16 protein-coding genes and 1 riboswitch are annotated in these 17925 nt (G+C 73.6%); of the genes, 7 read left to right on the forward strand and 9 right to left on the reverse strand.

The window, feature by feature from the left end; translation table 11 throughout:
• Positions 1–19 precede the first annotated feature (19 nt).
• Positions 20–880, forward strand: coding sequence for an NlpC/P60 family protein (locus tag ACFQSB_RS35905; protein WP_380831430.1), 861 nt, complete (start codon positions 20–22; stop codon positions 878–880).
• Between the two features lie 174 nt (positions 881–1054).
• On the opposite strand, the gene ACFQSB_RS35910 is transcribed toward ACFQSB_RS35905, so the two are convergent.
• Positions 1055–1639 (reverse strand): TIGR03086 family metal-binding protein, encoded by a 585-nt coding sequence (locus ACFQSB_RS35910; RefSeq protein ID WP_380831432.1) that lies wholly within the window; start codon positions 1637–1639, stop codon positions 1055–1057.
• Positions 1640–1724: 85 nt separating this feature from the next.
• On the opposite strand from ACFQSB_RS35910, the gene ACFQSB_RS35915 reads away from it, so the two are divergent.
• The 5 genes from ACFQSB_RS35915 (at position 1725) to ACFQSB_RS35935 (ending at position 6516) form a co-directional block, all read left to right on the forward strand.
• Positions 1725–2402 carry a TetR/AcrR family transcriptional regulator gene (locus tag ACFQSB_RS35915; protein ID WP_380831433.1) on the forward strand — a complete coding sequence of 226 codons (678 nt, stop codon included), beginning with the start codon at positions 1725–1727 and terminating at the stop codon, positions 2400–2402.
• A gap of 276 nt (positions 2403–2678) precedes the next feature.
• Positions 2679–2825, forward strand: a riboswitch (cyclic di-AMP (ydaO/yuaA leader).
• Positions 2826–2835: 10 nt separating this feature from the next.
• Positions 2836–3585, forward strand: a complete 750-nt coding sequence (locus tag ACFQSB_RS35920; protein ID WP_380831435.1) for a glycoside hydrolase family 25 protein — start codon at positions 2836–2838, stop codon at positions 3583–3585.
• A 90-nt stretch (positions 3586–3675) separates the two neighbouring features.
• Positions 3676–4608: a Ppx/GppA family phosphatase gene (locus ACFQSB_RS35925; RefSeq protein ID WP_354846621.1), complete on the forward strand. Its 933-nt coding sequence runs from the start codon at positions 3676–3678 to the stop codon at positions 4606–4608.
• 159 nt (positions 4609–4767) lie between these two features.
• Complete coding sequence (locus ACFQSB_RS35930) at positions 4768–5370, forward strand: hypothetical protein (protein ID WP_380831437.1); 603 nt, start codon at positions 4768–4770, stop codon at positions 5368–5370.
• Between the two features lie 27 nt (positions 5371–5397).
• The gene (locus ACFQSB_RS35935; protein ID WP_380831439.1) at positions 5398–6516 is read left to right on the forward strand and encodes a 5-methyltetrahydropteroyltriglutamate--homocysteine S-methyltransferase; all 1119 of its coding nucleotides are present in this window, start codon (positions 5398–5400) and stop codon (positions 6514–6516) included.
• Positions 6517–6648: 132 nt separating this feature from the next.
• Here the strand turns inward: ACFQSB_RS35935 and ACFQSB_RS35940 are convergent, their stop codons facing one another.
• From ACFQSB_RS35940 to ACFQSB_RS35965, 6 genes are all read right to left on the reverse strand, one after another.
• Positions 6649–7455: an SDR family NAD(P)-dependent oxidoreductase gene (locus tag ACFQSB_RS35940; protein ID WP_354846612.1), complete on the reverse strand. Its 807-nt coding sequence runs from the start codon at positions 7453–7455 to the stop codon at positions 6649–6651.
• A 175-nt stretch (positions 7456–7630) separates the two neighbouring features.
• The gene (locus tag ACFQSB_RS35945; protein WP_380831441.1) at positions 7631–8938 is read right to left on the reverse strand and encodes an AAA family ATPase; all 1308 of its coding nucleotides are present in this window, start codon (positions 8936–8938) and stop codon (positions 7631–7633) included.
• Positions 8935–10407, reverse strand: a complete 1473-nt coding sequence (locus ACFQSB_RS35950) for a serine/threonine-protein kinase (protein ID WP_380831443.1) — start codon at positions 10405–10407, stop codon at positions 8935–8937. Before ACFQSB_RS35950 ends, ACFQSB_RS35945 begins: the two co-directional genes overlap by 4 nt.
• 49 nt (positions 10408–10456) lie before the next feature.
• Positions 10457–11566: a hypothetical protein gene (locus ACFQSB_RS35955; protein WP_380831445.1), complete on the reverse strand. Its 1110-nt coding sequence runs from the start codon at positions 11564–11566 to the stop codon at positions 10457–10459.
• Positions 11567–11583: 17 nt separating this feature from the next.
• On the reverse strand, positions 11584–12429 hold the full coding sequence (locus ACFQSB_RS35960; protein ID WP_380831446.1) for a hypothetical protein: 846 nt from the start codon (positions 12427–12429) through the stop codon (positions 11584–11586).
• Positions 12430–12738: 309 nt separating this feature from the next.
• The gene (locus ACFQSB_RS35965; RefSeq protein ID WP_380831448.1) at positions 12739–14664 is read right to left on the reverse strand and encodes a protein kinase domain-containing protein; all 1926 of its coding nucleotides are present in this window, start codon (positions 14662–14664) and stop codon (positions 12739–12741) included.
• Positions 14665–14839: 175 nt separating this feature from the next.
• Here ACFQSB_RS35965 and ACFQSB_RS35970 point away from each other — a divergent pair, with 175 nt between their 5' ends.
• Complete coding sequence (locus ACFQSB_RS35970; protein WP_380831450.1) at positions 14840–15520, forward strand: TetR family transcriptional regulator; 681 nt, start codon at positions 14840–14842, stop codon at positions 15518–15520.
• A gap of 103 nt (positions 15521–15623) precedes the next feature.
• Here ACFQSB_RS35970 and mctP read toward each other — a convergent pair whose 3' ends face one another.
• On the reverse strand, positions 15624–17231 hold the full coding sequence (mctP, locus tag ACFQSB_RS35975) for a monocarboxylate uptake permease MctP (RefSeq protein ID WP_380831452.1): 1608 nt from the start codon (positions 17229–17231) through the stop codon (positions 15624–15626).
• A complete protein-coding gene (locus tag ACFQSB_RS35980) occupies positions 17228–17458 on the reverse strand; it encodes a DUF3311 domain-containing protein (protein ID WP_354846590.1) in 231 nt (76 codons plus the stop codon). The genes mctP and ACFQSB_RS35980 overlap by 4 nt, the downstream gene beginning before the upstream one ends.
• Positions 17459–17925 lie beyond the last annotated feature (467 nt).

The following is a 17925-nucleotide window of genomic DNA, read 5'->3' on the forward strand; positions in this document are numbered from 1 at the left end:
CGGATTTACAAGGGGTGGTATGTCCAGTAAGCAGATATTCATCAAATTCGCTATCCTTGGTGTCGCCGTCGCCTCGCCCACGCCGCTCGCCGTGGCCGGCGCCTTCGCCCAGTCCGCCGCCGCTCCCTCTCGCGCCGCCCACGCCCGTCCGGCGGACGTGACCCGGCAGAGCGTCATCGACCGGGCCAAGACCTGGAACCCGGGCACCCCGCAGCGGGTGCCGTACAGCCAGGGCAAGTACCACAACGGCTACCGCACCGACTGCTCCGGCTACGCCTCGATGGCGCTCGGGCTGAGCGCTCCGGGCCTGAACACCGTGGCCCTCGCCTCGCCGGGCGCGAGCAGCCCGATCGCGATGTCCGAGCTGCTCACCGGCGACCTGGTCATCGACGCCATCGGCGACAACAACAACCGGCACGTCGTGATCTTCGAGCAGTGGGCGAACCCCGGGCGCACGTCCTACTGGGCCTACGAGCAGCGCGGCGGCTACGGAACCGACCATCGCGTCCTCACCTACGGCCTGCGGCCGGGCAGCGAGTTCCACGCCCGCCGGCCCCGGGTTTTCGGCGGCGGCGGGACCCCGTCGCCCGGTGGCAAGGTCTGGGTCGACACCTTCGCCGACGCGACGGGCTACCGCGAGCCGAACACCGGCGACCCGCAGGGCACGCTCGACAAGGGCACCAACTACGTCTACTGCCGCGTCCGGGGCGCCGAAGTCCGGCACGGGTCCGCGTTCAACCACTGGTGGCTGCGCACCGACCTCGACCGGACGAACCCCGGTAAGAACGGCCGCGGCGCCTACGTTTCCGCCTATTATCTCGCCAAATGGGGCAACGACGAGGCGAAGGACAATAACGGCAGAGATATCCCGAACTGCTGAGCATTCCGTGAACACCGCGTATTCACCGGGTTGACCGGCGGCGTCGCTCGATAACGGAGAGAAGAGGTGGACGGCGGCAGAACGTCCCGCCGGTCGAATGACCGGCGGGACGTTTTCCGTGCCGGCGCCGCCTGCCTCGGGGGGAGGAGGCCGCGCCGTCGGCGGGTTCCCGGGTCAGCGGGTCCACTGCGGGTCGCGGCCGAGGTAGCGCAGCAGCTCGGCGGTGGCGTCGTCGGCCGGGTGCGGGTCGAGGGCGGGGGCGTAGGCGAAGCCGCGCAGCGGCTCGGCGAGGACGCGGGCCACCGGCAGCAGGCGCTCGGACAGCTCGGCGTCCAGAGGCGACGGACGGCCGGTGGCGACCGCGATGTCCCAGGCGTGCACGGCGGCGTCCAGCGCGGCGGCGCCGACGGCGACCTCGGCGGGCAGCGCGCCCTGCGGCAGCGGCGTCGGTACGGCCTCCGCGCCGGGCGCCACGGTGGCGAATCCCCGTGCCGCGACCTCCAGGGCGCTTTCGAGCAGGTCCTTCGGGGCGCCGGGGGCCTGCGCCGCCGGGGCGAACGGGTTCTCCTTCGGGCCGCCGGCACCGGTGATCGCGGCGGCGTAGGCGCGCTGGTCGCCGGCGGCGTGCCGCAGCACCTGCGCCACGTTCCACTGCTCGCACGGGGTCTTGGCGGCCCAGTCGGCCTCGGCGGCCTCGGCGATGGTCGTGCGCAGCGCGTTGTGGGCCTGCTCAAGCAGCGACCAAGACGTGGTGGTCATGCGAAACCTCCGAGTTGAAGCGGAACGGATCGTTCTGTTCAAACTATATCGGAACGGAGCCTTCCGTTCAAGCTAGAATGGACGCATGGAGCCCACGACAGCAGGCATGAGGGGACGCAAGGCCGAGGCCGCCCGCAACGACCGCACGATCCTCGACGCCGCGCGAGCGGTGTTCGTCGCCGACCCCAAAGCGCCGATCTCGGCGGTGGCGCACGAGGCGGGCGTCGGCGTCGGCGCCCTGTACCGGCGCTACGCCGGCAAGGAGGAGCTGCTGCGCACCCTCTGCGAGGACGGCCTGCGCCGGTTCACGGCGATCGCCGAGTCCGCGCTGGCGAGCGACGGCGACGCGTGGGAGGCCTTCGCCACGTTCCTGCGCGAGGTCGTCGACTCCGACGTGCACTCGCTGACCGTGCACCTGGCCGGCACGTTCACCCCTACGCGGGAGATGCACGAGCTGGCCGCGCACGCCGGCTCGCTCTCCGGGCGCGTCGTGGACCGGGCCAAGGCCGCCGGCGCGCTACGGCCGGACGTGGTCGCCGAGGACATTCCGATGATCTTCGACCAGATCACCGCGGTCCGTGCCGGCGACGCCGATCGCACCGCCGTGCTGCGCCACCGCTATCTGACCCTGCTGCTGGACGGGCTGCGCGCCGGCGCGCCGGCCACCCCGCTGCCCGCCTCCGCGCCGACCGGCGAGGAGCTCGGACGGCGCTGGCGGCACGCCGAGTCATCCCGCTCCTCGCAGCCCCCGCCCCGCCGCTGACCGGATCCTCGGGTGCGCCTCTGGCCCGCCGGGACCGGGACGCCTGACCGGGTCGTTTCCGGCCGGATGCGCTTCCTCGGGGTGATCACGTCGGGGGAGGCCGGTCGTGTCCGCCCGCGTGACGCCGACGGCGCGTACTTTGTCGCATTTGTGCTCTTTTGATGTGGTATGTACCTTGTTGGGAAGCGGTATGCGTGCCGATGGTCCCACGCCGTCGTGCCCGTTGCCGTCCGTTGCCCACATCGCGCGTACCCGGCGGGACGGCGTCCCGCCGCGGAGACACGCCCGCCTCATCCACACCTCGCGGAACCGGGGACCCCCTTCGCGGAGTGAATCGGAGCACCGGCCCTCGAAGGGACGGACCCACAGGGCACTTCCGCCCGAACCCATCAGCCGACCCGGTAGGCGCGTGGAAGCAAGGAGCGAGCCCTTCATGCCCATCGACCGGCTTTCCTCGATCTTCTCCCACCTCAAGAACCGGCTGGACCTGTCCGGCGCGCGCCTCTACTCCGCCATGGCGGGGGTGATCGTGGCCGTGCTCGCCATCGTGGCGGCCGTCGTGGTGACCGGCCCGGCGGACGCCGCCCCCAGCAGCGCCTCCTCGGAGCGCCCCTACGGTCAGGACGTGTCCGCCTACGAGTCCGACCACGACTGGAACGCCAGCCAGGCGCAGTTCGGCATCATCAAGGCCACCGAGGGCCTGACCTTCCGCGACTCCGCGTTCGCCCGCCACTGGGCCGAACTCGGCAAGAAGGGCATCGTGCGCGGCGCCTACCACTACGGTCACCCCGGCAACGACCCCATCGCCGAGGCCGACCACTTCCTGTCGGTGGTGGACGCCCAGCCCGCCGAGACCGGCGACCTGCTCGTGCTGGACCTGGAGACCAGCGACGGCCGGTCGGTCGCGCAGGTCAACGCCTGGGCCAAGACCTGGCTGGCCCACGTGAAGGACGAGACCGGCGTCACCCCGCTGTTCTACAGCGGCTGGAACTTCGCCGACACCTACGGCCACGGCCTGGCCGAGTACCCCTTGTGGGTGGCCTACTACGGCAGGGAAAAGGGCGACGTCACCCCGCCCGCCGACTGGAAGAGCTGGGCGATCCACCAGTACACCGACGTCCCCATCGACCAGAACGTCTCCGCGCTGACCACCGGCCAGTTGCGCGCGCTCGGCCGCCCCTGAGCGACGGCGCCTCGGCGGAACCGGCAGGACCGGCAGGACCGGCAGGACCGGGAGGATCTCCCGGGCGGGCGCGGGTAGTAGCGTCTGCTCATGCGACTCGGCGTTCTCGACATCGGCTCGAACACGGTGCACCTGCTGGTGGTGGACGCCCACAGGGGCGCGCAGCCGCTGCCCGCCTACTCGCACAAGGTCGAGTTGCGGCTGGCCGAGCACCTGCACGACGGCGACGTCCTGTCCCCCGAGGGTGAGCGCGAGCTGCGCCGCTTCGTCGAGGACTCGCTGCGCATCGCCGAGGACAAGGGGGTGGAGGACATCATGGCCTTCGCCACCTCGGCCGTGCGGGAGGCCGCCAACGGCGAGGAGGTCCTGGACCGCCTGCGGGCCGCCACCGAGATCGACGTGCAGGTGCTGTCCGGGCAGGACGAGGCGCGGCTGACGTTCCTGGCGGTGCGGCGCTGGTTCGGCTGGTCCTCCGGGCGGCTGCTGGTCCTGGACATCGGCGGCGGCTCCCTGGAGATCGCCTCCGGCATGGAGGAGGAGCCCGACGTGGCGATCTCGCTCCCGCTGGGCGCCGGGCGGATGACCCGCCAGTGGTTCACCGGCGCCCCGCCCCCCGCCGAGGAGGTGCGTGGCATGCGCCGGCAGGTGCGCGCGCAGATCGGCAGGGTGGTGGGCGATGTGGTGAAGTACGGGCACGCCGACCACGCGGTCGCCACGTCCAAGACCTTCAAGCAGCTCGCGCGCATCGCCGGCGCCGCGCCCTCCAGCGAGGGGTCCTATGTGAAGCGGGTGCTGCGCCAGGATGACCTCTCCCACTGGACCGGGCGCCTGGCCACGATGGACAACGCCCAGCGGGCCGGCCTGCCGGGCGTCTCCGCCGGTCGCGCCCCGCAACTGCTCGCCGGGGCGATCGTGGCCGACGCGACGATGGACCTGTTCGAGGTCCCCGAGGTGGAGATCTGCCCGTGGGCCCTGCGCGAAGGGGTGATCCTGCGCCGCCTGGACACCATGCCCGGCGCCTGAGGTCCGCGATCACGGCCGCCGGGGTCACCGTGCCCGGCCGTGTGCGCGATCGCTCCGCGCACACGGGAGAATCGATACGTCCACCTGCGTGATGAAACGTGTGACCATGCCCGTCCCGGGCACGGTGTCCACCGCGGCGGCACAAAAGGAGGAACGGCGATGATGGCGCTCATCGGAGCGGTCTACACGCTGCTGGTCGTCCTGGCGCTGATGGGACTCGCTCTGGTGCTGATCGCCGTGATGGGGCTGATCTCGCTGGCGCTGCTCGCCTCGACCACCAGCCCCGAGCCCGAACTGGGCGCCGACGGCCGCCCGGTCCCCCGCACCCCGGCCGCCGCCCCCGAGCCGTCCGAGACCCCCGAGCCGTCCAAGGCTCCCCGCCCGTCCGACACCCCTGCGCCCTCCGAGGCTCCCACGCCGTCCGACGCCGCTCCCAGGCCGTCGAAGGCTTCTGGGCCGTCCAAGGCTCCCCGGCCCTCCGCGATTACTGAGCCGTCCGAGGCTCCGAGGCCGGCCAAGGCCCCTGAGCCGCCCGCCCGCGGTCCGGTGCCCGGCGTCCCCGGGCGCGGCGCCGGGGGAGGGGGGACGACGCCGGACGCCGGAGCCGGCAGGACGGGGCGGGAGGGCGGGCAGCGGCTGTTGTGGCCGTTCGGGATGCCCCGGCCGGGATGGGTGCCGCACGGAGTGGCCTACGCGCGCGACGCATGGCTTTATCCGCTCCGTCGCTACGGCGAAACCGCTCAAAAGCTGATAGGACGGTAGTCGCGCTAGATCATCTGGAGGATCGCCATGCGGACAAGACCCCCATTCCGCGCCGACCATGTCGGCAGCCTGCTCCGTCCCGCCGCCCTGCTGGAGGCGCGCGAGGCCTTCGCCGCCGGCGCCATCCCCGCCGAGCGGCTCAGAGAGGTCGAGGACGAGGCGATCCGCGAGGTGGTGCGGGCCCAGGAGGAGGTGGGCCTGCGCTCGGCGACCGACGGCGAGTTCCGCCGGGCGTCCTGGCACATGGACTTCATCTACCGGCTCGGCGGCATCGGCCAGGCCGCCGACGAGCGCATCAACGTGCAGTTCCGCAACGAGCAGGGGGTCATCGAGTTCGCCCCCGCCGCGCTGCGCGTCCACGACCGGGTGCGCCTGGACGAGACGATCTTCGGCGACGACTTCGCGTTCCTGCGCCAGCAGGCGACCACGGCCACCCCCAAGCTGACCATCCCCTCGCCCAACATGGTCCACTACCGCGGCGGGCGCGCCTCCGTCGACCCGGCGGTGTACGGCGACATGGAGGCGTTCTGGAGCGACCTCAGCGCCGCCTACGCCGAGGAGGTCCGCCGGCTGGCCGCGCTCGGCTGCACCTACCTGCAGTTCGACGACACCAGCCTCGCCTACCTCAACGACCCCTCGCAGCGCGCCGAGATCGCCGAGCGCGGGGACGACGCCGAGCACCTGCATTTGCGGTACATCAAGCAGATCAACGACGCCCTCGCCGGCAAGCCCGAAGGGCTGTCGGTCACCACGCACATGTGCCGCGGCAACTTCCGCTCCTCGTGGGTGGCCTCGGGCGGCTACGACTTCGTGGCCGAGGCCCTGTTCGGCGAGCTGGCCGTGGACGGCTTCTTCCTGGAGTTCGACGACGAGCGCTCGGGCGGGTTCGAGCCGCTGCGGTTCGTGCCCAAGGGCAAGGCGGTGGTCCTCGGCCTGGTCACCACCAAGCGCGGCGCGCTGGAGTCGAAGGACGACCTGAAGCGGCGGGTCGAGGAGGCGGCCAAGTACATCGACGCCGACCAGCTCTGCCTGTCGCCGCAGTGCGGGTTCTCCTCGACGGTGGAGGGCAACTCCCTGACCAGGGAGGAGCAGTTCGCCAAGCTCCGCCTGATCGTGGAGACCGCCGAGGAGATCTGGGGCTCCTGACCGCCCCGGCGGCCGCGAACGGCCGGCGCCCGCGACGGACGCCGGCCGCGTCTCCCACCGCCTGGTCCGCCGCGTGTGCCGGCCGCCCGCGTCGGCGGCCCGCGTCGGCCGCCCGCCGGGACGGCGGGGAGGTCACAGCTCCTTGAGGAAGCCGCCGTCCACCGCGAAGTCGGCGCCGGTGGTGCTCGCCGAGCGCGGGGAGGCCAGCAGCGCCACCATGTCGGCGACCTCCCGCGGCTCGACGAGCCGGCCGGTGACCAGCTTCATCATCTGCGGCGCGACGGTGTCCATCACGGTGTCGCGGTCGGTGCCGGCCTGCGCGGCGATGATGTCGGCCGCGCCGCCCTCCTCGGTCCACCACGCGGTGCGCACCGGCCCGGGGGAGACGGTGTTCACCCGGACGCCCCGCGGGCCGTACTCCTCCGACAACGCCTTGGTCAGCGTGTTGAGCCCCGCCTTGGCCGCGTTGTAGTCCACGTTCATCGGCGCCGGCTGGCGGGCGCCGCCGGAGGAGACGGTGACGATCGCGCCGCCGCCCCGGGCGACCAGATGCGGGATCGCCGCCCGGATGGCCCTGACCGCCGCGAACAGGTTGAACTCGAACATCTCCCGCCAGTCGGCGTCGGTCGGCCCCTCGAAGGAGAAGCGCGGCAGGCGGGCGCCGGGGGGCGGGCCGCCGGCGTTGTTGACCAGGATGTCCAGTCCGCCGAACCGTTCGACGGCATGGGCGACCACCTGCGCGGGAGCGCCGGGGTCCATCAGGTCGGCCGCGACGTGCGCGAGGCGGGGCCCGGCCAGCTCCTCCAGCTCCGGGCCGCTCTTGCGGGAGGCGGCCACGACGCGGGCCCCCTCCTCCAGCAGGACGCGGACGACCGCCAGGCCGATCCCCTTGGAGGCGCCGGTGACGACGGCGACCTTGCCGGAAAGCTGCAGATCCACGATGAGATTCCCTTCGTCGGTGTGACGCCCACGAAGGTAGTTCGAACGCCCGTGCGAGGACCGGCGGCGATCGGCCCTGTCATGCGAGCGGCTTCCGGACCTCGCGTTCGCGCCGGAGGCGGCGGGCGCCGGCGCGCCGCCCGCCCACGCAGGGCCGCCCATTCACGCAGGGCCGTCAGCGGAGCGGGGCCGCCTCCACCCGGTGCTTCGACAGGTGGGCGAGCACGGCCTGGTTGGCCTCCCAGCCGTCGGGGAACTTCACCGGCACGTTGAGCTGCACCGTCTCGGCGGAGGGATGGGCGTCCAGCAGTTCGGGGATGCCCGCGCGGGCGACGACGACGCACGCGTGCCGGTGCCGCGAGGTCAGCACGCACAGCCGTCCGGACTCCAGGTGGAAGGCGGTGGCGTCCCTGCGTCCCGACAGCGGGTGCAGGATGATCGTGACGTCGTACTCGCGGCCCTGCAGCCGGTTGGCGGTGTCCACGGTGACGCCCTCGGGCAGGCCCGCCGCCTGGATCGCCGCCACCTGGTCGCGGTGGGCGGCGCCGACGGCGACCCGGTCGGGGGTCACCGGCCGCTCGCCGCGCTCGGAGAAGGCGACCGGCGCGCGTTGCAGCAGCCGGGTGGCCAGCACGGCCACCGCCTGGACGGCCTCGGCGTCGGTGCGCACCGTGTGCCGGCTCGGCAGCTCGTACAGCGCCCACCCCGACCGCGCCGCCTCCTCCAGAGCGTGGTCGTAGGCGGTGCGCATGCCGTCGGCGGTGTACGCCAGCCGCCGTTCGCCGGGCGCGGTGCCCGCCCGGAATCCGGTGAACGGGTAGAACGCCTCCGACACCACCGGCGCCGCCGAGGCGGGCAGCCGCCAGGACACCGGCAGCCGGTGCACCGGCAGGTCCGGGTTGTGCCGCAGCAGCACCGCCACCGCGCTCTGCAACGGGTCCCAGGACAGCCCGGCCCAGCGCTCGCCGTCCACGACCGAGAACGGGTCGAGCTGGCCGGGGTCGCCGACGAACAGCGCCCGCTCGAACAGCCCGGCGACGCGCAGCAGCTTGTCCGAGCGCATCTGGTAGGCCTCGTCCACGATCGCCCACGGCCAGGTGCGCCCGCCCGCCCAGGCCCACTTGTCCGCCGTGGCGACCACGACGGCCGGGTCGCCGAGGTCGGGCAGTTTCGTGCCGATGGCCGCCTTGCCCTCGACGCGCCGCGGCACGGCGTAGTCGGCGGCGGACAATCGGCCGACCGACAGGCCCGGGTGCTCCTCGGCCAGCCGGACGATCAGGTCGTCCACCTGCTCGTTGGTCTGCGCGACGATCATCAGGGGGTCGCCGGTGGCGGCCAGGTGGCCCGCCGCGCGCACCACCAGGGTGGACTTGCCCGCGCCGGGCGGGGAGTCGACGACCACGCCGCGATGCCGGGGCAGATCGGCCAGGACCGCGTCCACGACCTGCGCGGCCTCCTGCGCGGGCGGCTTCGCCGTGCTCATGACCATTCCTCGTCGGGTTCCTCATCGGAGGGCGGCTCGTACTCGGGCGGGGGACCGCCGTGCGTCCACGGGGTCTCCTCGGGCGGGGGCAGGGCGGCGGGCGGCTGGAAGTCGTCCAGGAGGGCGGCGTAGCACACCCGCTCGCCGGCGCCGGGCACCGCGCCGGGCGTCGCGGCCATGCCCCGCCCCATCCCCTTGACGATCTTCAGCGTGACGTGCTCGCCGTCGATCGCGACCAGCTCGGCCTGCTGGCCGCGCCGTTCGGGCGTGCCGAGCCGCGTGCCGGGGGCCAGGCGCACCGGGTCGGTGGTGCGCACGGTGACCAGCGGCCGGAGCTTGCGCCCCCGCCCCTCCCCCTCGGTGCGCTCAGGGTCGGCGTGGGCGACCGTGCCGGTGAACGCCTCGCCGGTCAGCCGGTACCCCGCCATGACCAGCGGGTCGTCGTAGGCGCGCTGGGCGTCGTAGGAGGCCTGGGCCCGCTCCATGCGGGCCAGCCGCGAGGCGGCGCCGACGGCCCCGTCGCGTCTGGGCTGCGGCGGGGCGCCCTCGGCGAGCTGGGCGGCGAAGGAGGTGAACGCCGCCCGGTCGGCCTCCCAGCGGCCCGCGCAGCCCGGCCCCGCGGGCAGCGCCGCGAGCAGGCCGACGGCCCGCCACATCAGCCGCCAGGTCGGCTCGAGCTGGGAGCGCACCGCCTCGCGCACCCGGGCCTCGGCGTGCTCGGTGCGGGTCTCCTCGTAGGCGCGGATGGCCGGAGCGAGCACCTCGGCGTCGAAGCCGGGGTCGCTGGCGGGGCCCGCGGGCGGCCAGATCAGCGGGTCCTCCGCCTGCCTGGCGGCGGCCGCGCCGGTCATGCCGGGCGGCGGGTCGATCCAGCCGATCAGCGAGGCGAGGTTGGCGTCCTCCAAGGCGCTCTGCCCGGTCGCCCAGTGCAGCGACAGCGCCTCGGTGGCCGCCGGCATCAGCGACGAGCCGGGGTGGCGGCCGCGCTGGGCCAGGAAGGTGAGCCACCGTCCGAGCAGCGGCACCGACGCGTGGACGGCGTAGGGCCCCTCGGCGCGGCGGAAGCGGGTCGAGCGGCCGAGCAACTGCACGAACGCCGCCGCGCCCCGGTTGGGGACGATGAGCTGCGGGGCGTCGACGCACCGCTCGTAGGGCTCGGCGCCGCGCCGCTCCACCGTCTCGGTGTCCTTCTGCAGGCTCTCGATGTAGGGGAGCAGGAGTTCGGCCAGCTCGGCGGCGAAGGCGAACCGCAGGTCGCGGTCGCGCGGCTGCGGCACCACCAGCAGCCGCGGGTGGGCGGGGTCGGTGCCGGCCATCGCGGCCAGCGGCGCCGCCGCCTCGCCCGCCAGCCGCAGCGGGATGAGCACCATGGGACGCTCGGACAGGTGGACGTGGCGCACGGTGGCCAGCCGCTGCGCCGTCCCGTCGCGCAGCGCCCGCAGCCGTGCCAGGGCCGCCAGCGTGCTCACCGGGACTCCGCCCGGCCGGTCACCGAGCCGCCCTTGGGAGCGGGGATGCTCACGAGACCTCCGCGTAGATGCGGTCGGCCAGCCGGAGCAGGCGGGCGATCTCCTCCTGGCCCTCGCCCGGTGGGAGCGAGCCGTCGGCCAGGCCGAGCGCCTCCGGCACGGTGGCGACCCCGCCGAGCGCGTCGCGCACCTGCCGCCCGAGCAGGTCGGTGGACCCCTCGGCCGTGGCCTCGTCCCGGCAGAACAGGCACAGGTCGCAGGTGGACAGGCAGTCGGGCGCGTACCGGGCGCCGACGCCGCGCACCGCCTCGCGCAGCTCCGCCACCGGGCGGGTGGGCGCCCCGTCGGCGTCGCGCGCGAGGTCGAAGGTCAGCCCGGGCGGCAGCGCGTCCACGATGCTCCCGACGCGGGTCATGCGGGCGAGCTGGCGGCGCAGCACGGCGAGCTGTCGGCGGACGTCCACCAGCGTCGCGGACGGCCGGTTGGCGAAGTTCTCCGGGCACACCAGGACGACCTCGTGCGACACCCGGCCGGGGTCGTGGCCGAGCTCCTGGAGCATGTTCCTCAGCGCGAGCACGTACACCGCGGCCTGGCGGGCGGCCGCCGCGACCTTGTCCGGCTCGGCCTGCCCGTCGACGACCGCGAAGGACTTGATCTCGATGATGTGGAACCGGCCGCCGAGCTGGAAGGCCACCACGTCCGGCTCCAGGTAGGCGCTCTGCCCGGCGATCTCCAGCCGCAGCAGCGGGTGGTCGTACAGGGTGCCGGCGTCGTCGCGGTCGCGCGCCGCCCGGTCGAGCAGGCCGCGGGTGTGGGAGTGGCGCAGGTGCGCGGAGGGGTTGCCGCCGACGTCGCCGAGGTCGGTGTAGGCGGCCTGCGCGATGGGCAGGCCGAGCAGTTCGCGCAGCATCCTCAGCAGTTCGGCGCAGCCGCTCTCTTTGACCAGCGCCTCGAACGCGTTGCCCCGGGTGATGGCGAACGGCGACTGGCCGAAGGGCGCGGGGAAGCCGAGATGGGTCGCCGTCGCGTCCTTGTCGATGCCCGCGGCGTCCAGCACGGCGCGGCGCGCGCACCCGGGGTTGGCCGCCAGCGCGGCGATGGCCCGCGCGTCGTGGGGACGCGGCGGCACCGGGCCGCGCAGCCTGTCGAGTGGATCCACCTCACGCCTCTCTTTCCTCACGCCGTGGCCACCCGCAACGTCGCGCCTCCGAACAGCCGCTCGGCGTCGGCGAGCCGCTCGCGGGCCCGGCCGGCGATCTCGGCGCGCGCGGCGGCGTCCGCGGCCGCGTGCACCTCCAGCTCGGCGCGGGCCGCCCGGACGACGTCGGCCGGCTCGGGCCCGTCGAAGCCCTCCCCGAACGGGCCCGCGGGCGTCAGGACGTCCACCGGCGGCAGGCCCCGCGTACGCGGCCCGCCGCCGGCGCCGGGGATGTTGTGCGCCAGCCGCGCCAGCAGACGCCGGGCGCCCGGCGGGGCGTGCCCGCCGGCGCCGGCGCTCCGCTCGACATGCTCGGCCACCCGGATCGCCGTGGTCAGGAAGTCCACGCGCGGGCTCAGCGGGCCGATCACCCGCCGCTCGAGCGGCCAGGTGCTGACCGCGAGCAGCCCCCGGGAGGCCGACAGCCGGTCGGTGAGCGCGGCGCACAGGTAGTACGGCCGGGTGAACGGCGCGCCCCGGAATGAGCGCTCCTCGTCGCGGCGCAGGCTCGTGAGCTGGGAGCCGCGGAGCGAGCCGGCGCGCAGCGCGGTGTGCACGGCGACGACCACCCGGGCCGCGGCGGGCACGCCGAGCAGGGTGAGCGCCTGGTGGACCTGCTCGCGGATGGGCAGCAGCGAGCCGGGGGCCGGTTCGCCGCCGGGCGCCTCGTCGTCGGCCAGGGCCTGGTCCCAGGCCTGCTCGGCCCGGCGCAGCTCGGCGCGCAGCGATCTGGCCAGGACGTTCTCGCGGGCGCGCACGGCCCGCCTGATCTCGCGGCGCAGCGCGTCGATGCGCCGCTCGAGATCGTCCAGCCTTTCACTCACGCCCGGAGCGTACCAGTGGTTCCCTGGAGTTCCAGGGATTTCCCGCATTCACCCGTGACCGGCGTGGCGTGAGCGGTCACCGGCCTCGCGGTCGGCGAAGCGGTGACCGGGTTCGCACCCCGCGCCGCGATGGCGCTCCCGCCGGCCGCTGCCCGTGCCCGCGATGTCCCTGCCCGATGTCCTGCCCGATGTGCCTGCCCGATGTGCCTGTCGCGGCCGGAGTCCGGCCGCGACAGGCATGGTGAGCCGAGTCCGTGCCCGGCTGCGGACCGCGCCGGGGAGCGCCGAGGAAGCGCGGCGGGCACGGGCTCAGCTCAGCGGGCGGAAGTAGGCGCCCGGACGCTCGTCGCCGAGGCGGGCGCCCACGCAGCGGTAGATCCGCACGCCCTCCTTGAACGCCTCCGGGCTGGGCGGGAGCGCCGAGACCATCCACTTGCCGGCGGCGATGTTCCTGGCCGCCCCGTACCTGGATCGCAGCAGCACCGGCAGCGAGCACAGCTTCTTCACCACCGGGTGCTTCTCCAGTTCCGACAGATCGGCGGTCACCCCGTCAGGTGGCAGCGGGGCGACGGCGAAGGTCTCCCACGTGTGCGCCTCCTCGCAGCCCCGGCGCTTGATCGACACGTCACCGGTGATCACCACCATGCCGCCCCAGCACTCCGCCTCGCGTCCGCAGGCCGCGTTCGCGCCCGGGACGGCCGCCGCCGCGCAGGAGACGGTGGTGGTCGCCACCCTCCCGAACGCGCCGCCCGCCGGCGCGCCGGTAGAGGCGGGCGAAGCGGCCGCCGGAGTGCCGGCCGCGCCGCTCGGCCCTGACGGCGTCGTGGCGCCCGGGTCGCGGCCCTCCCAGATCATGATGGCCGTCCCGGCGGTGAGCAGCAGCGCGAACACGCCCGCCACCGCCAGGTACAAGCCCGTCTGCGCGTGCTGCTTCGGCGGAGGCATCGTCGCCAGCGCGTCACGTCCGCGCGCCACGGAAGCGTCCGCCCGGCCGCGTGGCCCGGACGCGTCGGCCCGTCCACGAGAGCCGGGCACGTCGGCCCTGCCGCCCGGTCCGGCGACATGCGCTCTCCAGCCGGGACCGCTCTGCCCCGTTCCTCCCGGAGGACCGCCGTGCTCCGTCCCGGCCGGACCGCTCTGCGCGTCCCATCGCCGGGCCCCGGATCCGCCGTTCGGCCCGGTCGCCTCCATCCTCCTGCCGTCCGGACCGGTGGCCTCCGCGCGCATCCCCGGCCCGGTCATCTCCGGCCTGCCGGACGGGCCTGTCCCCCCGTCCGGGACGCCGGGCACGGGCGGGCCCGGACGGGCGCCCGGACCGTACGAGGGGGACGGCCGTCCGCCCGGGGCCGAGTGGGGCAGGGAAGTGCCGTGTCCCGTAGGCGCCGCGCCACGGGCGCCGGTGGACGGCAGGAGCCTCGCGGGGAGCGCCGAAAGGCCGTCCCGCAGGGCCGCCGCCGAGGGGATGCGCAGCCGCGGGTCGGTCGCCATCCCGGCGCGGAGTACGGCGGTCAGCTCGGCCGGCACGCCGGGGATCTCCGGGATCGGCCGCCGGTGCATCGCCATGATCATCGCGAGGTTCACCACGCCACCCTCGGGGAAGCGCGGCGGCCTGCCGCTCAGCAGGGCGTACAGGGTGGCCGCCAGCGAGTACACATCCCCGGCCGGACTCGGCGCGGCCAACTCGAACGCCTCCGGCGGCCCGAAGGCCGGGGTGAGCGACTCGCGCGTCACCGACATGTCGCCGTCGGCGTGCGCGGCGGCGGCCAGCCCGAAATCGGTCAGCGCCACCAGGCCGTACCCGTTGACCAGGATGTTGGCCGGCTTGACGTCGCGGTGCAGCACCCCGGCCGCGTGCGCGGCGGCCAGCGCGTCGCCGATGCGCACGCCGATGTCGCGCACCTCCGCCGGGCTCAGCGGACCCTCCGCGCGCAGCCGGTCGGCCAGCGACCCGCCCGGGCACAGCTCCAGCACCATGTACGGGCGCCCGTCGGTGAGCACCCCGGCGTCGTACACGTCGGCGACGTGGGGGTGGCCCGACAGGGCCCCGGCCGAGCTGACCTCGCGCATGAACCGGCGCCGGTCGCGCTCGGAGAGCAGCACCCGGTTGTCGACCTTGAGGGCCACCTCGCGGCGCACGGCCAGCTGCCGGGCGCGGTACACCACGCCGAAGCCGCCCTGCCCGAGGACCCCGACCACCTCGTAGCCCGGCACCTCCGGTGCTCCAGGCTCGGCCACCTTCCACCTCCAGCAAGGTCAGAGAGCGGCACACTATCGGAATGATCCATGCCATATCGGCCAGGTATCACGCTGTGGTACGCGACAGGGGACCGGGCGCGTCCGGCGGGACGCCCGCCGGACGGGTTCCCCCGGCAGCGGTACGTGACGGTGAAGTGGCCCTATGCTTTCCGGCATGGCGACCGTGGCGGGCAACGTCGGGCGAGATCCGGACCGGCGCCGGGCGCTGCTGGACGCCGCCGACCGGGTGATCCGCCGTGAAGGCCCGCACGCCTCGATGGCCGCGATCGCCGCTGAGGCGGGCATCACCAAGCCGATCCTCTATCGCCACTTCGGCGACAAGAGCGGCCTGTACCAGGCGCTGGCCGACCGCCACGTGCGCAGTGTCGTCAAGCTGCTGCGGCCGCGGTTCGCCGAGGCCGGCGCGGGCCTGCGCGTCCGCGCCCGGGCCACCATCGAGACCTACCTGGACATGATCTCGGCCAACCTCGACCTCTACCGCTTCCTGTTCCACCGCGCCGGCGCCGAGGACAGCCGCACCCACACCCACATGGCGGCCATCGTCCGCAACCTGGGCGAGGAGCTCGGCGCGGTCATCGCCGCCGACGGCACCGTCACCGACCCGGTGCGCGCCCAGATCCTGGGCCACGCCTTCGTCGGCATGGTCCAGACCACCGGCGACTGGTGGCTCGAACACCCCGAGGTAGACCGCTCCCAGGTCGTCGACACCCTCACCACCGCCGTCCTCGCCACACTGACCAGCACCTTCCGCGAGCCGTCCGGCGCAGGCACGGCGGCCGAGGACACGGACGACTCCGACTCCGCCGACCCGGCGACCACCGGCCGTTCCGGCTGAGAAGCGTGCGCACGCGCGAGCCGGCCTGGCGGGCGCAGGACCACTTCGCGGACATGCCCGGCCTCCGTGGAGGGCCGGGCATGCGGTCGCGGAGATCGGGTGTTCAGTGGGAGCCGGTGAGTTCCACCTCGTGGACGCGGGGGTCGCCTTCGTCGGCGTAGTACTCCGACGGCTTGGTGGCGTCGGGGCCGTCGGCCAGGTTGGCGGCGCGGGCGATCAGGGTGCCGGCGACCGCGACGAGGACGTTGACCAGCAGGGCCAGGAAGCCCGCGTAGACCGTCATCTTGGTGTCCAGGCCGAGGTTCGCCAGCGGGTAGGCCGAGCCGCCGAAGTGGGCGTGCTTGGTCGCCGGGTTGGAGATGCTGTAGAGCATCAGCATTCCGGCGGCCATGCCCGCCACCCAGCCGGCGATCAGGCCGCCCCGGTGGAACCACCGGGTGTACAGGCCGAGCGCCACCGACGGCAGGGTCTGCAGGATGATCACGCCGCCGATGAGCTGCAGGTCGATGGAGAACTGCGGGTCGATCAGCAGGATGACGAGCACCGCGCCGACCTTGACCACCAGCGAGGCGATCTTGCTGACCCTCGCTTCCTGGGCATCGGTGGCGTCCCGCTTGATGTACTCCTTGTAGATGTTGCGGGTGAACAGGTTCGCCGCGGCGATCGACATGATGGCGGCGGGGACGAGAGCGCCGATGCCGATGGCGGCGTAGGTCACGCCGGCGAACCAGTCGGGGAACATCTTGTCGAACAGCTGCGGCACGATCGTGTTGACGTCGGCCTTGCCGTTGGCCGTGATCGGCTTGATCCCCGCCGCGATGGCCATGTAGCCGAGCAGGGCGATCAGGCCGAGCAGCAGGCTGTAGGCCGGCAGCGCGGACATGTTCCGCTTGATCACGCCGCGGTTGCGCGCCGCCAGGACGCCCGTGACGCTGTGCGGGTACAGGAACAGCGCCATGGCCGACCCGAGCGCCAGCGTGACGTACTGCAGCTGGTTGTTGGGGTTCAGCAGGGTGCCGTCGCCGGGCGCCGGGGTGGCGGCGAACTTCGCCTGGGCCGCGTCGAAGATCGAGCTCCAGCCGCCGAGCCGGGTGGGGATGTAGAAGACGGCCACCAGGATCACCAGGTAGATCAGCGAGTCCTTGACGAACGCGATGAGCGCGGGCGCGCGCAGCCCCGACTGGTAGGTGTAGGCGGCCAGGATCGCGAAGGCGATGATCAGCGGCAGGTCGCCGGTGACGCCCATCGTCTTCAGCACCGCCTCGATGCCGACCAGCTGCAGCGCGATGTAGGGCATCGTCGCCACCAGGCCGGTGATCGCGATCAGCAGCGCCAGGGTGGGGGAGCCGAAGCGGGCGCGCACGAAGTCGGCCGGGGTCACCATGCCGTGCACGTGCGCGACCGACCACAGCCGGGCCAGGAGCAGGAACACCAGGGGGTAGGTCACGATCGTGTACGGCAGGGCGAAGAAGCCGGTGGCCCCGGCGCCGAACAGCAGCGCGGGGACGGCCACGAACGTGTAGGCGGTGTAAAGGTCGCCGCCCACCAGGAACCAGGTGACCCACGAGCCGAACTTGCGGCCGCCCAGCCCCCACTCGTCCAGGCTCGCCAGGTTGTCCGGCCGCCGCCAGCGGGCCGCGACGAACCCCATGCCGCTCACGACCAGGAACAGGACGGCGAAGACGACGATCTCGGTGACGTGGCCGCTCATCGCCTGTCCCTCCTCTTGCCCGTCTGGTACACGATGGTCGTGGCGGAGACGCCGAGGATGATGAAGGCCAGCTGCAGCCAGTAGAACAGCGGGAACCCGAACAGGCGCGGCTCGTCCGCGTTGTACAAAGCGGGGATCAGCGGTATCACGATGGGCACGAGAAGCAGCCAGTTCCACGGGCTGCGATCGCCGCGGACCGGGCGCTGATCGCTAGGTGGCGTGGTCAACGCACTCTCCTAGGGAGAAGAGAGACGTGACTAGCCTGATGGGGCTAGTCATTCGGTTGACCGGTAAGCGTAATTACGCCGGGCGGTCGCGCGGATCACGAATCGCCGAACGGACTTGTTGGCGCGCCGAGTGGTGACAACCTGTCAGGCGGTCCGGTCGGCGGTGGTTCGAGGCGGGTGACGGAAAGCCGGGTTGTGACCGATATCCCGGCTTCGGCCCAGGTACACCGGCTTCCGGCCCGGCCGGCGGTGACCGCCGCCATGACGCGCCGAGTACGGCATGGCGCGGGCCGGGGGAGGGGGCCGGGCGGAGGTGTGGCGCCGAAAGGGGATCGGCTAATACTCCAGTGACCTTTTGAGATCAGCGTTGGGATCTCCGCTGGTAGTGGGATCGTCTGGCTTGATGCTGGTGTCGACGGCGCCACCGTGACCAGCGCAGGATCTCCTGGATCTGCCGGTGCGGCGTC

Origin of the sequence: Sphaerisporangium rhizosphaerae (genome assembly GCF_042665155.1) — a bacterium.
GTDB lineage: Bacteria > Actinomycetota > Actinomycetes > Streptosporangiales > Streptosporangiaceae > Sphaerisporangium > Sphaerisporangium rhizosphaerae.

Excerpts from the sequence above, each read along its gene's own strand:
- ACFQSB_RS35920 (WP_380831435.1), top strand. The coding sequence starts at position 2,836 with ATGCCCATCGACCGGCTTTCCTCGATCTTCTCCCACCTCAAGAACCGG.
- ACFQSB_RS35905 (WP_380831430.1), top strand. The coding sequence starts at position 20 with ATGTCCAGTAAGCAGATATTCATCAAATTCGCTATCCTTGGTGTCGCC.
- ACFQSB_RS35910 (WP_380831432.1), bottom strand. The coding sequence starts at position 1,639 with ATGACCACCACGTCTTGGTCGCTGCTTGAGCAGGCCCACAACGCGCTG.
- ACFQSB_RS35945 (WP_380831441.1), bottom strand. The coding sequence starts at position 8,938 with ATGAGCACGGCGAAGCCGCCCGCGCAGGAGGCCGCGCAGGTCGTGGAC.
- ACFQSB_RS35915 (WP_380831433.1), top strand. The coding sequence starts at position 1,725 with ATGGAGCCCACGACAGCAGGCATGAGGGGACGCAAGGCCGAGGCCGCC.
- ACFQSB_RS35925 (WP_354846621.1), top strand. The coding sequence starts at position 3,676 with ATGCGACTCGGCGTTCTCGACATCGGCTCGAACACGGTGCACCTGCTG.
- ACFQSB_RS35970 (WP_380831450.1), top strand. The coding sequence starts at position 14,840 with ATGGCGACCGTGGCGGGCAACGTCGGGCGAGATCCGGACCGGCGCCGG.
- ACFQSB_RS35930 (WP_380831437.1), top strand. The coding sequence starts at position 4,768 with ATGATGGCGCTCATCGGAGCGGTCTACACGCTGCTGGTCGTCCTGGCG.
- mctP (WP_380831452.1), bottom strand. The coding sequence starts at position 17,231 with ATGAGCGGCCACGTCACCGAGATCGTCGTCTTCGCCGTCCTGTTCCTG.
- ACFQSB_RS35935 (WP_380831439.1), top strand. The coding sequence starts at position 5,398 with ATGCGGACAAGACCCCCATTCCGCGCCGACCATGTCGGCAGCCTGCTC.